The organism is Peterkaempfera bronchialis (assembly GCF_003258605.2).
In the GTDB taxonomy this organism is placed as follows: domain Bacteria; phylum Actinomycetota; class Actinomycetes; order Streptomycetales; family Streptomycetaceae; genus Peterkaempfera; species Peterkaempfera bronchialis.
Genome location: NZ_CP031264.1, coordinates 1,141,547 through 1,155,787 on the forward strand (window position 1 = coordinate 1,141,547; position 14,241 = coordinate 1,155,787).

General features: G+C 73.9%; 12 protein-coding genes and 1 pseudogene. 5 read left to right on the plus strand and 8 right to left on the minus strand.

The window, feature by feature from the left end:
- Nucleotides 1–5: 5 nt before the first annotated feature.
- The 4 genes from C7M71_RS04980 to C7M71_RS04995 form a co-directional block, all read right to left on the minus strand.
- Entirely contained in the window at nt 6–1,034 is a 1,029-nt protein-coding gene (locus C7M71_RS04980; protein ID WP_229758546.1) for a serine hydrolase domain-containing protein, read from the minus strand.
- The gene (locus C7M71_RS04985; protein ID WP_111491804.1) at nt 1,031–2,347 is read right to left on the minus strand and encodes a UDP-N-acetylglucosamine 1-carboxyvinyltransferase; all 1,317 of its coding nucleotides are present in this window, start codon (nt 2,345–2,347) and stop codon (nt 1,031–1,033) included. Before C7M71_RS04985 ends, C7M71_RS04980 begins: the two co-directional genes overlap by 4 nt.
- A gap of 2 nt (nt 2,348–2,349) precedes the next feature.
- Nucleotides 2,350–3,342 carry an LbetaH domain-containing protein gene (locus C7M71_RS04990; protein ID WP_111491803.1) on the minus strand — a complete coding sequence of 331 codons (993 nt, stop codon included), beginning with the start codon at nt 3,340–3,342 and terminating at the stop codon, nt 2,350–2,352.
- Nucleotides 3,343–3,446: 104 nt separating this feature from the next.
- Complete coding sequence (locus C7M71_RS04995; RefSeq protein ID WP_111491802.1) at nt 3,447–4,763, minus strand: helix-turn-helix domain-containing protein; 1,317 nt, start codon at nt 4,761–4,763, stop codon at nt 3,447–3,449.
- A 189-nt stretch (nt 4,764–4,952) separates the two neighbouring features.
- Here C7M71_RS04995 and C7M71_RS05000 point away from each other — a divergent pair.
- From C7M71_RS05000 to C7M71_RS05015, 4 genes and pseudogenes are all read left to right on the plus strand, one after another.
- A pseudogene (locus C7M71_RS05000) lies at nt 4,953–5,405 on the plus strand (transposase family protein); the annotation flags it as partial.
- Nucleotides 5,406–6,344: 939 nt separating this feature from the next.
- Nucleotides 6,345–6,824: a MarR family winged helix-turn-helix transcriptional regulator gene (locus tag C7M71_RS05005; RefSeq protein WP_111491801.1), complete on the plus strand. Its 480-nt coding sequence runs from the start codon at nt 6,345–6,347 to the stop codon at nt 6,822–6,824.
- Complete coding sequence (locus tag C7M71_RS05010) at nt 6,824–9,286, plus strand: MFS transporter (RefSeq protein WP_407675863.1); 2,463 nt, start codon at nt 6,824–6,826, stop codon at nt 9,284–9,286. The genes C7M71_RS05005 and C7M71_RS05010 overlap by 1 nt, the downstream gene beginning before the upstream one ends.
- Before the next feature lie 164 nt (nt 9,287–9,450).
- Entirely contained in the window at nt 9,451–10,329 is an 879-nt protein-coding gene (locus C7M71_RS05015) for a YceI family protein (protein WP_111495261.1), read from the plus strand.
- 17 nt (nt 10,330–10,346) lie between these two features.
- On the opposite strand, the gene C7M71_RS05020 is transcribed toward C7M71_RS05015, so the two are convergent.
- The 3 genes from C7M71_RS05020 to C7M71_RS05025 all read right to left on the minus strand — a co-directional run bounded on the left by C7M71_RS05020 (nt 10,347) and on the right by C7M71_RS05025 (nt 11,825).
- Nucleotides 10,347–10,982, minus strand: coding sequence for an MBL fold metallo-hydrolase (locus C7M71_RS05020; RefSeq protein ID WP_111495259.1), 636 nt, complete (start codon nt 10,980–10,982; stop codon nt 10,347–10,349).
- A gap of 57 nt (nt 10,983–11,039) precedes the next feature.
- On the minus strand, nt 11,040–11,174 hold the full coding sequence (locus tag C7M71_RS31460) for a DUF4291 domain-containing protein (RefSeq protein WP_162824135.1): 135 nt from the start codon (nt 11,172–11,174) through the stop codon (nt 11,040–11,042).
- 96 nt (nt 11,175–11,270) lie between these two features.
- Nucleotides 11,271–11,825, minus strand: coding sequence for a hypothetical protein (locus C7M71_RS05025; protein ID WP_114914194.1), 555 nt, complete (start codon nt 11,823–11,825; stop codon nt 11,271–11,273).
- Nucleotides 11,826–12,310: 485 nt separating this feature from the next.
- On the opposite strand from C7M71_RS05025, the gene C7M71_RS05030 reads away from it, so the two are divergent.
- A complete protein-coding gene (locus C7M71_RS05030) occupies nt 12,311–13,270 on the plus strand; it encodes a threonine/serine dehydratase (protein ID WP_111494571.1) in 960 nt (319 codons plus the stop codon).
- Between the two features lie 2 nt (nt 13,271–13,272).
- Here the strand turns inward: C7M71_RS05030 and C7M71_RS05035 are convergent, their stop codons facing one another.
- Entirely contained in the window at nt 13,273–14,223 is a 951-nt protein-coding gene (locus C7M71_RS05035) for a D-2-hydroxyacid dehydrogenase (protein ID WP_111494569.1), read from the minus strand.
- Between the last annotated feature and the right edge of the window lie 18 nt (nt 14,224–14,241).

The following is a 14,241-nucleotide window of genomic DNA, read 5'->3' on the forward strand; positions in this document are numbered from 1 at the left end:
CCTCCCTAGGGTTCGGCGGTGATCGCCTTCAGGGCGAGGTCCCGCAAGGGCGTGAGGCGGGTGCGGTTGTCCTGGTGGTGGTAGACCGCGTTGGTGCAGATGACCAGGTAGCGGCCGGTGGCCGGGGCCAGGTAGAGGCTGGTGCCGGTGAAGCCGTGGTGGTAGGCGACCTGGCCGTTGTCAGCGATGATCCAGGCCAGGCCCCGGTAGATGCCCGGCTCGATCGCGGCCTGCGGGGTCATGCTGCGGGCCAGCCAGCGGCCCAGCTCGGTGTCGTCGCGGTGCCCGGTCAGGAGGGCGGTCGCGTAGGTGGCCAGGTCGGCGGTGGTGGTGAAGACGCCCGCGTGCCCGGCGACGCCGCCCAGCAGGGCGGCGTTGTCGTCGTGCGGGATGCCCCACAGCCGAGGTGTCCCGGCGAGTCGCTGTTCGGTCGGCGCGACGCGGCTGGAGCGAGCCACGGGCCCGTAGACGGTGCTGGTCATGCCGAGTGAGGTCCACAGGTCGGCGGCCAGGTCGTCCAGGCGGCGGCCGGTCGCCTGGGCGAGCAGGAGGCCGGCGAGGATGAAGCCGCGGTTGATGTACCGGTGCCCAGCACCGGGATAAGCGATCAGGTCCTCGCCGCAGATCAGGGCGGCCAGGTCTTCGGTTCGGCCTCGGTACTGGTCCAGGCGGGTGTCGGCCCGAAGGCCCGTGGTGTGAGCCAGGATCTGACCGACCGTCACCTGTCCGCCCGGCGCCTCGGCCGCGACGGCGGCCAGGAAGGTGCGGACCGGGGCGTCGAGGTCGATGCCGGTGCTGCCGATCAGCGGCCAGGTGGCGACCACCTTGGTCAGCGAGGCCACGTCGTAGACGGTGTCCGGGCCGGGGCGGGCGTCGCCGCACTCGGGTGCGACGACGCCCGCCGTCAGGAAGCCGGGCTCCCCCTCCAGGGTGCCGTGGGCGATGACGCCGCCGGGCACGGTGCCGTCGGCGGTCATCAGCTCCAGGCACTCGCGCAGGTCGGCGAGCTGGGCGGGCTTCCACGAGGTGGTCACGGCATCTCCTGATCGATCGTCAGCCTGGCACCGAGCGACGCGAGTTTGGGCAGCAGGCTGTCGTAGCCGCGTCGCAGGTGGTACATGCCTCGGATCGTAGAGGTGCCCTCAGCCGCCAGGGCTGCGATCAGTGCGGCGGTGGCCGCCCGGATGTCCTCCCCGGCCACGTCGGCGGCGGCCAGCGGGCTGGCACCGCGGACGGTGATCGTGGCGCCGTCGGCGTTGACGGCAGCCCCGAGGGCCCGCAGCGGGCCGATGTGGGTGGCGCGTTCGCGGTAGACGCGTTCCTCGATCCGGGAGGTGCCCGGGGCCTGGGTGAGGAAGGCGGTCAGCTGGGGCTGCACGTCGGTCGGGAAGGCGGGGTGGGGGCCGGTGGCCATCTGCACCGCGCGCGGGCCGGCAGGGCAGCGGGCGAGGGTGCCGCCGTTGACCGGGACCAGCTCGATGCCGGCGTCGGCGAAGACGGCCACCAGGCCGTCGGGGAACTCGGTGATCGGGAAGTTGTCGAGCTGGACGGTGCCGCCGGTGATCGCGGCGGCCAGGGCGAGGGTGGCGGCCTCCAGCCGGTCCGGCGGGACCTGGAAGGCGCCACCGGTGATGCGGTCGGTGCCGGTGACGTGCAGGGCGGTGGTGCCCTCCCAGGTGATGCCGACCCCGCTGGCCGCCAGCACGGCGGCGGTGACCAGCACCTCCGGTTCGACGCTGGGGTTGAGGATGGTCGAGGTGCCCCGCAGACGCGCGGCCAGCAGCATCGCGGTCACGGTGGCGCCCAGGCTCGGCCCCCAGGAGTGGGTGAGGACGTCGGTGGTGAAGGCGGCCTGGTCCCAGCTGGCGATGCGGGCCTTCACCTTGGTGCCGGTCACGGCCACGGTCGCGCCGGCCGCCTCCATCGCCGCGAGGTGGCGGTCGATCAGGCGGTGGCAGAAGGCGTCGCCGCCCGGCAGCGGGAAGCTGACCTGCCCGGCCCTGGTGAGGAGGGCGGCGGCCATGACGGGGGTGGTGCGGATGCGGCGGCCGAGTTGGTCGGGGATGACCGGGTACCAGGCGGCAGCGGGTGCGGTCTCGAAGCGGTCGCCGACCACCTTGGTCGGGGTGCCGGTGTGGTTGAGGATCTCCGCGCAGACCAGGGTGTCCAGGATCTCCGGGGCACCGGTCAGCGTCCGCGGCTCGTCGGCCAGCAGGGTGGCGGCGTACAGGTGCAGGGCGATGTTCTTGCTGCCCTGGACCGTCACCGTGCCCTCCAGGCGGTGGCCGCCGGTGACGCGGACGGCGCGGGAGTCGGTGGTGGGCGGCAGCGCGGGCTGGTCGTTCATGGTCACCTTCCTTGGCTTCCGGCGGGGAAGAAGCCCCCGACCTGGGTTTTGGGGTAGAGCACGGTGTGGGCGCCGATCAGGGTGGCGGGCTGCAGGACGGTACCGGCCGGGAGGATGACGCCGTCGCCGATGACGGCGCCGAACTTGGTCTGGCCGGTGGCGATGCGGTGGCCGTCCAGGTGGGCGCACACCTCCTCGGTGGCCGGCTCGCGCACCGGGCCGGAGGTGCAGCGCAGGCCGGTGGTGGAGACGAAGGCACCGATGTTGACGCCCAAGCCCAGGACGGAGTCGCCGACGAAGCTGGTGTGCTTCATGAAGACGCCGCCGACCAGCAGGCTGCGGGTGACCTCGGCGCCGAAGCCGATCCGGCAGTCGGGGCCAATGACGGTGTTGTCCCGCACCCGTGCGCCGGCCTCGATCACCGCACCGGGGCAGATCAGAGCGGGGCCGGTGACGAACGCGCCTTCGGCGATGACGGCTCCGGCCGCCACGATCACCTGGCCCCGGACGGTGGCGCCGGGCTCGATGACGCCCTCGGAGGCGGGCAGGGCGATCTCGTCCTGGCCGGCGAGCAGGTCGGTCACGGCCTTCTTGAGGCCGAAGACGGTGGGGCAGCGGTCGAGCAGGTGGAGCACGAGCGGGTCGGTGATGCGCTCGGTCTCGAAGTAGTACTCGGGGGTGGTGCGGTAGTCCACGCGCGCGAACTCGACGCTCATGGTGGGGACTTCGGTGAGGTTGTGCATGGCTGTTCTCCTCTCGGACGAGCGAGTGAAGAGGTGCCGGGCCTGGACCAGGGGCAGGTCCGGGGTGGCGGCGGCCGGGGCCGCCGAGGGCGCGGCCGGCTCGGGCTGGTGGGCGACCAGGCCGAGCAGCACGAGCACGGGGATGTGCGGCGCCGCCCAGGAGGCGGTCAGGTAGTCGCCAAGCCGGTCGCGGTCGGGCGCACGGTGGCGCGGGCCGGAGACGGCAGGGGCGGAGGGGCTGTCCGTCGGCATACAAGGGCCTTCGTCAGCGGGGACGGGAGTGGGTGTCCCCAGTGAAAGGCCCCGGCGAAGACCGGATCCGTAACTCGCTTACGAGCCCGTAACCGGATTACGGGTCAGCCGAGTTGCACGCCGGATCGGGCGGCGAAGTCGCGGATGCCGGGCAGCGAGCGGTCGTGGCGGAGCAGGTCGGTGGCGACCTCGCGGACCGCGCTGCGGCGGATCTCCTGCGGAGCGGCCTGCTCGGCGGCCAGCAGCGCGCGGAAAGCCTGCTCGGGCTTGCCCCACTGGTCGAACGCGCGGGCGACGTCGGTGAAGAACCGGGCTTGCCGCTCGGCGGTCGGCAGCGCGGCCGGGTTGACGGTGCGGGCCAGTTCGATCGCCTGGCCGGAGTCGCCGAGCTCGTAGTGCACCGACAGGTGGTGCAGGGCGACCCCCTGGATCCCGTCCACCTGACCGGACGCGCGACCGGCGGCGCGGGCGGTGTCGGCGGCCTCGGTGATCAGCGCGTGCGCGTACGAGCGGTCGCCGAGCTTCGCGGCGGTGTAGGCCGCCGTGGCGAACAGGTCGCCCTGGGCGGCCAGGCGGGCCGACTCGGGGACGCCGGCATCGCGCTGCAGGTCGTGGGCGGCGCGAACCGCGATGTCGGTGGCCCGGCTCAGGTGGCCCTGGCGCCGCCAGGCACTGGAGACCATGCGCTGGGCCTCGGCGATGATCAGCCCGTCGCCACCCGCCCGCGCGGCGGTCAGTGCCCGGTCCGAGGTGATCGCGACCATGCCGTTGTCGCCGATCTTGATGCACAGCCGAACCGCGATGTTGTAGAGCGCGGCCACGTTCCGAGCCGACTCCTCGGCAGGCCCGATGCTCTGAGCTGCGGCGATCCACCCTGGCAGGGCTTGGGCGAGGGCGTCGTAGCGGGCGGCGCGGAAGTCCTGGCGTGCGGTCAGGACAGAGGACTGGACCGAGGCCGCGGTGGGCTCGCGCCGGTCGGGGATGCTGGCGGTTCCGTAGAGCACCAGGTCCTCCAGCGGGGCCAGCGGTGCCGGGCTCGCGGCAGCAGGCTGGGCGCCGATGACCGGAGTGAAGACGGCGGCAGCGGCGGCCAGCAGTTCACGGCGTCGCACCTCGTCGTCATCCTCCTCGACAGCCGGACCGGGCGTCAGCCTAGCGGAGCTGACCTTTCGTCGAGGCGAACTGGGCGCGACCCGCACAGGTTGCGGGTGGGCCAGTAGCTCTTCCAGGGTCGTGCCGAGCACCCGTGCGAGCAGGGTGAGCATCTCGACGTTGCGGACCGGGATCAGGCCGCGCTCGACCCCGGATACCCACTCCTCGCTCCGGCCCGCCTCGGCCGCGAGATCGCGCTGGTACCAGCCCTTGCGTGTACGTAACTTGGCGATGAACTCGCCGAAGGTGACTTCCCTGCCCCCAGCCACGGCCAGCCCCCGCCGCTCGTATCCGGACAGCTACAGCAAGCAACCGTACCCACTGGCGCGAACTCGATGTAGAGGCAATGAGCCTCTTCCAACCTGGCTGTGAGGTAGAGCTGTTGGCATGACGGAACGATGAAGCTCCTGGTAGATGGGTTGTCGACCAAGATCAACCTTCTCTGCCAGGAGCTTCGCGTGCTTGTCCACCCGTCCGGGCTGGATCTGTCCACTTCCGCACCGCGGCTGCTGCGCAGGGAGTTGGCCGCCCGACGGCGGCGGATCGGCACCCGATGGCGGCGGCTGACCTGCGGCCGCCAGGCGCTGCCGGCCCTGGCCCACCTGCGCTGCGGTCACACCTTCGCCCAGCTCGCGGCCGGTTTCGGCGTCGGCTTGGCCACGGCCCACCGCTACGTCACCGAGGCCGTGGACGTCCTGGCCACCCTCGCCCCGACACTCCAGGAGGCCATGACCGTCGCCGCGCGCAAGGCGTTCGTGATCCTGGACGGCACCCTGCTGCCCATCGACCGCATTGCCGCCGACCGCCCGTTTCACTCGGGCGAGCACCGCAAGCACGGCGTGAACGTCCAGGTCCTCACCGACCCGTTCGGCAAGCCGTTCTGGGCCTCGCCGGCCCTGCCCGGCGCCGTCACCCGCATGTCCCACCAGATGATCTACCTCGGCCGCCCTCAGGAGGCGCTGGCGCTGTTGGAGGTCGCCGGAGCCCGCGCTGCCGTCGAGAAGGAGACTGTGGTCCGCGCCCTCGTCCACTCCCAGACCGGCCGTGTGCACGCGGCCCTCGGTGACGCCCGCAAAGCCGCCGCACACCTGGACGCCGCAGACGGACTCTTCGACCAGGTCCAGGAATCACCCCCGGCGTGGGCGGCCTACTTCGACGCGGCCGAGCACGCGGGTGCCCGCGCGGTCAGCGCCCGCGACCTCAGAGGGCTCGGCGTCAAGGGGTGGTCGGCGAGTCCGCACTTCGAAGCCGCTCTGCGGCTGCGCGCCCAGGCTGGGAAAGGGTGCGCACGATGGACCGACTCGGGCTCGCCGGAGCGCTGTTCGATGAGGGCGAACCCGAACGTGGCGTCGCCGCCGGGCATACGGCTCTGGACGCGACCGGCGCGCACTCCGCGCTGATCGCCGCCCGCGTCAATGCCCTGGTCGCCGCAGCCGCGCGCTACCGGACCCCCGCGGTGGAGGAACTACGGGTACGGGCCCGGGACTTGGCCACACGCACCGCGCAGGCGGCGCAGTTCGTGGCCTGAGCGGCGGAACCAGCCTCCGGTGGAGCGGTTTCATGGCGGACGCACGGGTGACGGCACCGACCCGGCGTCGTGCTTCTTCGAGCTGATGGGCGTGGTCGCTGGTCGCCGAGGAAGGGGTCCGGCGCCACCGGGTGGTACGTGCGCGGCGGCGAGCGGGTCCGGTCGGCCTTCGAGTTTTCGCGGACTCCGGCGCCGTAGGAGTCGCACCGGAACCGCTCACCCAAGGATGAGTACCGCCCCGTGGGCCTTCCCCCGAGGTGAAAGTTGCCTGAAGCAACCAAGTGGGGTTATGGTTGCTTCAGGCAACTAGACGGAGGTGGTCATGATCTCGCGGGACAGCTGCGGGGAGCTGCTTCTCCAGCTCAGCAGCACCGACGCGATGATCAGGACCCTGAAGCGTGAGCTGCGGCCCGGTGGGCCGCGTGGGGGCTTTGCGGTGCTGGCGGCGCTGCATCGGTGCGGTGAGCTGCGGGTGGGCGAGCTGGCGGAGCTGTTCGAGATCGATGTGTCGGTGGCCAGCCGCCACCTCGCCGATCTTGAGGAGCGGGGCTGGGCGGAGCGCACGCCCAACCCGCACGACCGGCGCTCCTGGTATGCCCGGCTGACCCCGGAGGGCGAGCACGCCGCTCTGGAGCGGTTCGCCCGGGCCCGGGACCTGCTGGCCGAGCTCCTGGCCGACTGGCCCGACGAGGACGCCGCAGAGCTGGCCCGCCTCCTCTCCCGACTCCGTACGAGCTTCGACGCACGACGCGTGCGCACACCGGACACCTCCCGCGCCGCAGCGGGAGCGAAAGGACTTTGATGGAAACCGCAGCCACTGCGGAGGTGCGGGAGGCCGCACCGACTGAGGCCGCAGCCGCGGCCGCCCCGATGACCCACCGGCAGATCATGGAGGCGCTCTCCGGTCTGCTGCTCGGCATGTTCGTCGCGATCCTGTCGTCGACCGTGGTGTCCAACGCCCTGCCGACGATCATCGCCGACCTGGACGCGAGCCAGACCGCCTACACCTGGGTGATCACCTCGACCCTGCTGGCGACCACCGTCTCCACCCCGATCTGGGGCAAGCTCGCCGACCTCACCAGCAAGAAGGTCCTGGTCCAGCTGGGACTGGTGATCTACGTCATAGGCTCGGCGGTGGCCGGTCTGTCGCACAGCGCCGGGATGCTGATCGGCGCCCGGGTGATCCAGGGCATCGGCGCCGGCGGCCTCACCGCGCTGGCCCAGGTGATCATGGCCGCGATGATCTCGCCCCGGGAGCGCGGACGCTACTCCGGGTACCTGGGCGCGGTCTTCGCGCTGGCCACCATCGGCGGCCCGCTGATCGGCGGCGTGATCGTGGACACCTCCTGGCTGGGCTGGCGCTGGTGCTTCTACGTCGGGGTGCCGTTCGCCGTGATCGCCCTGATCGTGCTCCAGAAGACGCTGCACCTGCCGGTGTACCGGCGGAAGGTCCGGGTCGACTGGGGCGGCGCCACGCTGATCGCCGCCGCCGTCTCGCTGCTGCTGGTCTGGGTCTCCTTCGCCGGTGACCGGTACGACTGGTTCTCCTGGCAGACCGGCGCGATGGTGGGCGGCGCCGCAGTGCTGGGGCTGCTCTTCCTGCTGGTGGAGTCCAGGGCCTCCGAACCGATCATCCCGCTGCGCCTCTTCCGCAACAGCACCATGAGCCTGGCCGTGGTCGCCAGCCTGCTGGTCGGCGTCGCGATGTTCGGCGCCACCACCTTCCTCAGCCAGTACTTCCAGCTGGCCCGGGGCGACTCGCCGACCATGGCGGGCGTGATGACGCTGCCGATGATCATCGGCCTGGCGCTCGCCTCCACCATCGCCGGGCGGATCATCACCCGCACCGGCCGTTGGAAGGTCTTCCTGGTCGTCGGCGGCTTCCTGCTCACCGTGGGCTTCGGCCTGATGGGCACCCTGCGCCACGACACCGGCTACTGGCTCGCCGCCGTCTATATGTTCCTGATCGGCGTCGGCCTCGGCACCACCATGCAGAACCTGGTGCTGGCGGTGCAGAACCAGGTCCGGCCGCAGGAGCTGGGCGCGGCCAGCTCGGTCGTGGCGTTCTTCCGCACCCTCGGCGGCGCCATCGGCGTCTCGGCGCTCGGCGCGGTCCTCTCGCACCGGGTCGCCGACTACACGGCCGACGGCCTGGCCGAGCTGGGCATGCAGAGCGCCCCCGGCCACGGCGCCATCCCCAAGCTCTCCGCGCTGCCCGCCCCGGTGCGCGGTGTGGTGGAGAGCGCCTTCGGGCACGGCGTCGGCGATGTGTTCCTGTACGCCGCTCCGGCCGCGCTGCTGGCGCTGGTCGCCATCCTCTTCATCAAGGAGGTGCCGCTGCGTACCGAGAGCGCCGAGCAGCAGCGCAACGGTGTGCAGACCCCGGCTCCGGCCACCGCCGCTCTGGCCCCGGCCCCGGCTCCGGCCGAGGGCGCGGCGCACGGCCGGCACGCCCAGCGTGAGCAGCCCGCTCCGGCGGCGGCGACGGTGGCCGCCGACGGCCCGGGCGGCGGGCTGGTCCGCGGGTTCGTCCGCCGCGCCGACGGCGCCCCGGTGGGCTCGGCCATCCTCACCCTGATCGATGTACGCGGCCACCAGCTCGGTCGGGCCACCGCGCGGCCCGACGGCGGGTACACCCTGCCGACCCCGGGCAGCGGCACCTTTGTGCTGATCGCCGCCGCCGGGGAGCATGAGCCGCAGGCCGCGACGCTGGTGGTCGGCGACCAGCCGGTCGACTTCGACCTGGTGCTGGCCGGTGCCGGCGGTCTGGCGGGCACCGTACGCGCCGGGGACGGCACGCCGGTCGAGGGCGCCATGGTCGTGGTGGCCGATGGGCGCGGCGAGGTGGTCGCCGCCGGGACGACCGACGCCGGCGGCGGATTCGCCTTCGCCGAGCTGGTCGCGGGCGCGTACACGCTCGCGGTGAGCGCCGCCGCGTACCGCCCCGCCGCAGTGCCGGTGGAGGTCGCGGGCAGCGGCCAGACCGTGCACGACCTCGAGCTGCTGCCCGGCGCCCGGGTGGCCGGGACGGTGCGGGTACGGGACGGCGGACCGGTCGCGGATGCGCGGGTCGCCCTGCTGGACGCGGGCGGCCAGGTGGTCGCCACCGCGACCACCGGACCGGACGGCCAGTACGCCTTCACCGATCTGACGGGTGGTCAGTACACCGTGACGGCCAGCGGCTACCCGCCCGTGGCGACCGCGCTGACCCTCGCCGCCGAGGGCGCCGACGCCCATGACCTGTGGCTGGGCCACCCCGCCTGAGCCCGGCGCAGACACCCGGGCCGAGGGGCATCCGGCCCGGCCGTGTCCCGCCCCACCCGCGTGGGACGGGACCGGGGGCCCGCCCGGGACCGAAGGGCATCCGGTCCCGGGCGGTCCCCGCCCGCCAGCGCGGGGCAACCGCGCCCGACGAAAGCAGGAGCACCATGCAGATCGGCGCCGAGGCCGCCGAGGCCGCCGGAACCACCGGGAGCGCCCCCAGCGGGCCACGCGGGCTGCACGCCCGGGTGTGCACCAGGGACGGCTGGGCCGTACCGCACGCGGTGGCCACGGTCACCGACGCGGCCGGCCGTCAGGTCGCCCGGGCGGAGGCGGACGACGACGGCACCCTCGCCACCGCCCCGCTGGCCCCCGGCCCGTACACGGTGGTGGTGACGGCGGCCGGCTATCTGCCCGCCGCCCGCACCGCGCTCGCCACCGGGTCCGGCGCCGCCGAGCTGGGCGCCCTGGTACTCACCCGGCAGGGCGGCGTGCAGCTGCCGCCGCCGGGCACCTGGACCGTCGACCCGGCGCACTCCGCCGTCGCCGCGACCGCGCAGCATCTGGGACTCTCCAGCGTGCACGGGCGGTTCGCGGAGTTCACCGGGCGGATCGTGATCGCACCCCGGGTGGAGGAGTCCACCGTGGCGGCGGAGATCAGGGCCGCCTCCATCGACACCGGCAACCCCACCCGCGACGCCCATCTGCGGTCGGCGGACTTCCTGGACGCCGACCGCCACCCGGTGGTCGGCTACGCGTCCAGCGGCCTCACCCCGGCCGGTCCGGACCGCTGGACGGTGCACGGGCAGCTGACCCTGGCCGGGGTCACCCGGCAGGTGGACCTGGACCTGGCGTACCTGGGCACCGGACCCGACCCGTGGGGCGGGGTGCGGGCCGCCTTCCGGGCCACCACCGAGCTGCGCCGCGAGGACTTCGCGATGAACTGGAACCAGGTGGTGCGGGCGGGCGTCGCCGCACTCGGCGCGACCCTCCGGGTGGAGCTGGACATCCAGGCGGTGCAGGGCGAGGCGCTTCCGCCGGAGTGACCCCGGGGCGGGCGCCGTCAGGCCAGGTCCACGCCCTCGCCGGGGGCCAGCCGCCGGTAGTGCGCCTCCGGCTGCACGGCGTCGATCAGCCGTGCGTAGACGGCCAGGCCGACATCCTGGAGCAGCCCGTCGTGGAGCGCAAAGGCCCGCTGCGGCTTGACCTCGCCCACATAGTCGATCACCTCCGACGCCTTGGACCACGGCGCGTGCACCGGCAGCAGCAGCGTCTCCACCGGCCGCCCGGGCACGGTGAGCGCGTCGCCCGGGTGGAAGACCGAACCGTCCACCACAAAGCCGGTGTTGGCGATCCTCGGCACCGCCGGGTGGATCACGGCGTGCAGTTCGCCGTGCGCCTCCACCTCGAAGCCCGCAGCGGTGAAGGTGTCGCCGTGGCCCACCACCGCCACCCGGTCCCCGTAGCCGGGCAGCTGCCGCGCCACCGCCCCGACCGTCCACAGCCGCAGCGCGGGGTTGCCGTCCAGCGCCCGGCGCAGCCGCTCCTCCTCGAAGTGGTCGAAGTGCTCATGGGTGACCAGTACCGCGTCGGCGCCGTCCAGCGCGGACTCCTCGGTCAGGCCGCCCGGGTCGATCACCAGCACCTGCCCGTCCTTCTCCAACCGGACGCAGGCATGCCCCATCTTGGTCAGCCGCACTGGCCGTCACCTCCTCCTCCGGGGGCAGCCGGCCGCCACCCGCGCACACACTTCCCATCATGCACCCGCAAGATCGGCCGCCGCCTGCGTGGCCGCGTGGGCGGCGAGGTCGGGGTGGTACGCCTGGTAGACGGTGATCGTCTCTTCGTCCCAGCGGGCGCGGATCGCACGGTATGGGGGGTGGTCGTCCATGCGGCCATCGTGGGGGCGGCGGGGGTCGGCGGTCGAACGGTTATCGGCTGCGCGTCGGGACCGGCGGAGCGGCGGAGCGCGGTGGGCGGTGGGCGGTCAGCGGAGTTGGCGGAGGCCCGGGGTGGCGGGGGTGGGGACGGGGGTGGGCGCTGCCGCCCAGGTGACCGGGACGGCGTCGGCGGTGCGGGCCTGGACGGCGGTGCGCCATGCCTCCAGGCGGGCGGAGAGCAGGGCCGGGTCGACCTCCGGGTCGACCGAGCGCAGTTCGACGCCTATGCGGGCGGTCGGCCAGTGGTCGGGGCCGGTGCGGTGGACGCCCATGTGGGCCAGCAGTACGCCCTCGGCCCAGAAGGCGCGGTCGAGCAGTTCCAGGGAGACGTCCACCGGGTCGGGGCGCTCGGGGACGGCGCAGAGCACCACCCGTTCACGGCCGCCGGAGGGGTTCAGCGGGCGGCTGTGCAGCACCCTCGGTCCGTAGGCGGCGTGCGGGCCGGTGGCCGCGATGTACAGGGTGCGGTCGGCGCCGTGCCGGACGGTACCGACCCCGGCGCTCACCAGTTCGCCCAGTGCGGGGAGGAAGGCCGCGGTGGCGGCGACTCTGGCGTCCAGATAGGAGGCGGCGGCCTCCGGACGGAACGCGGTGTCGGTCATCGCCTACGTCCCACCGCTCTCCCCTCCCGTCGCACCCTCGCCTGTCGTGTCCGCACCACACTGCCCGAACAGTTGACGCCGCGTCCACCACATCTTCACGCTTTCTGCCGGATTCCCGGCGTCGGAGGCGGGGCGGCAGGGGCCGGAGGGGCGGCAGAGCAGTGGGGCCGCAGGGGGCAGCAGAACCTAAGGGGGGCCGCGAGGGCGGCGGGGCAGCGCGGGAGGCAAGGGCCAGCAGGGGCCCGGGGCGGCGAGCTCTCAAAGGCGGCAAGGCAGCGGGGGCGCCGGGGCGGGCGGGGGCGGAGGGGCGGCAGAGCAGTGGGGCCGCAGGGGGCAGCAGAACCTAAGGGGGCCGCGAGGGCGGCGGGGCAGCGCGGGAGGCAAGGGCCAGCAGGGGCCCGGGGCGGCGGGCTCTCAAAGGCGGCAGAGCAGCGCGGCCGCCGGGGCGGGCGGGGGCGGAGGGGTGGGGGCGTAGGGTCGTGCGCATGCTGAACCGCGCAGATGTCGAAGAAGCAGCGGCCCGCATCTCCGGCCATGTCCGGCGGACCCCCGTGGCGGTGCTGGAGCCGGAGGACGCAGGCGTGGCGGTGGGGCCCTCGCTGTTCAAGCTGGAGATGTTGCAGCACTCCGGGTCCTTCAAGGCACGCGGCGCCTTCAACCGGCTGCTCGCCGCCCGGGAGGCGGGCGCGCTGCCCGAGGCGGGGGTGATCGCGGCCTCCGGCGGCAACCATGGGCTGGCGGTCGGGCATGCCGCGGCCCGGCTGGGCATCCAGGCGGAGATCTTCGTACCCACCACCGCCCCGCCGGTGAAGCTGGCCGCGCTCAAGGCGACCGGGGCGGTGGTCGGGCTGCACGGTGCCGAGTACGCCGAGGCATACGGGGCCGCGAAGGAGCGGGCGGCGGCCACCGGGGCGCTGTTCTGCCATGCGTACGACCAGCCGGAGGTGTGCGCCGGGCAGGGCACCACGGCGCTGGAGCTGCTGGAGCAGGCCGGTCCGGACGGGCTGGACACGGTGCTGGTGGCGGTGGGCGGCGGCGGGCTGCTGGCGGGGATCGCGGCGGCGGTGGACGGCCGGGCGCGGGTGGTCGCCGTGGAGCCGGAGGCCATTCCCACGCTGCACCGGGCGCTGGCGGCGGGCGGGCCGGTCGATGTGCCGGTCTCCGGGATCGCCGCCGATGCGCTGGGTGCCCGGCGGCTGGGCGGTCTGGCCCATGAGACGGCGGTACGGCACGGGGTGCGGAGCGTGCTGGTGCCGGACGCGGAGATCGCCTCGGCCCGGCGGGCCCTCTGGGAGCGGCGCCGCCTGCTGGTGGAACCGGCCGGGGCGGCGGCGCTGGCCGCGCTGCGCTGCGGCGCGTACCGGCCGGAGCCGGGCGAGCGGGTCGGCGTGGTGCTCTGCGGCGCCAACACCGACCCGTCGGACCTGGGGAGCGGCCTCGGCTGAGGTCAGTAGCCCTCCGCCGGGTCCACCACGTGGTGCAGCGGTTCGCCGTCCAGCCACCGCCGGAGGTTGTCCAGGAAGAGGTCGGCGAAGACCTGCCGGGACCGCTCCCACTCCCAGGAGACATGGGCGCTCACCCGTACCGAGGGGTGCTGCCAGAGCCAGTGCCCGGACGGCAGCGGCTCGGGGTCGACCACATCCAGTGAGGCCCGGGCGACGGTGCCGTCCCCGAGCGCGGCGCGCAGCGCGTCCTGGTCGACGATGGCGCCGCGGGCGATGTTCACCAGGTGGGCGCCGGGCTTCATCAGGCCGAACGCCTTGGCGTCCAGCAGCCCCCGGGTGGCGGGGGTGAGCGGCGCGGTCACCACCACATGGTCGGCGCCGTCGAGCACCTCCGCCAGGCCGCCGACCACCTGGACGCCCGGCACCGGGCTCGGGCCGCCGCTGCGGCGCAGCGCGCGTACCTCCATGCCGAAGGCGAGTGCGCGGACGGCGACCGCGCTGCCGATGCCGCCGAGCCCGATCAGACCCAGCCGCTTGCCGTGCAGGCCCTGGATTCCGTAGGGGCCGCCCCAGGAGCGGCCCTCGCCGGGTTCGCCCCAGCTCTCCGGCAGCCGCTTGGCGTGGGCGAGCATCACCGCCAGCACCCATTCGGAGATGGGGATCGCCCCGGCACCGGAGGAGTTGGTGACGGTCCGGCCGCCGGCGGCGAGCCGGGGCAGGTCGGCGCGGTCCAGACCGGTGCCGTACAGGTGCACCCAGCGCACCCCGCGCGCCAGGGCGTCGTCCAGGTTGGACGTGGCGGCGTTGAAGGTGAACAGCACCTCGCCGGTAAGACCGGCAGGCAGCGGGCCCTCGGTGGGGATCTCCACCGCCTCGGCCCGGCCGGCGAGGTCGGGGGGCAGCTCCGGGCCGGGGAGCAGGCCGGTGTGGTACAGGACGCGTAGCGGGGTCATATCGGAGCCAACGTACGG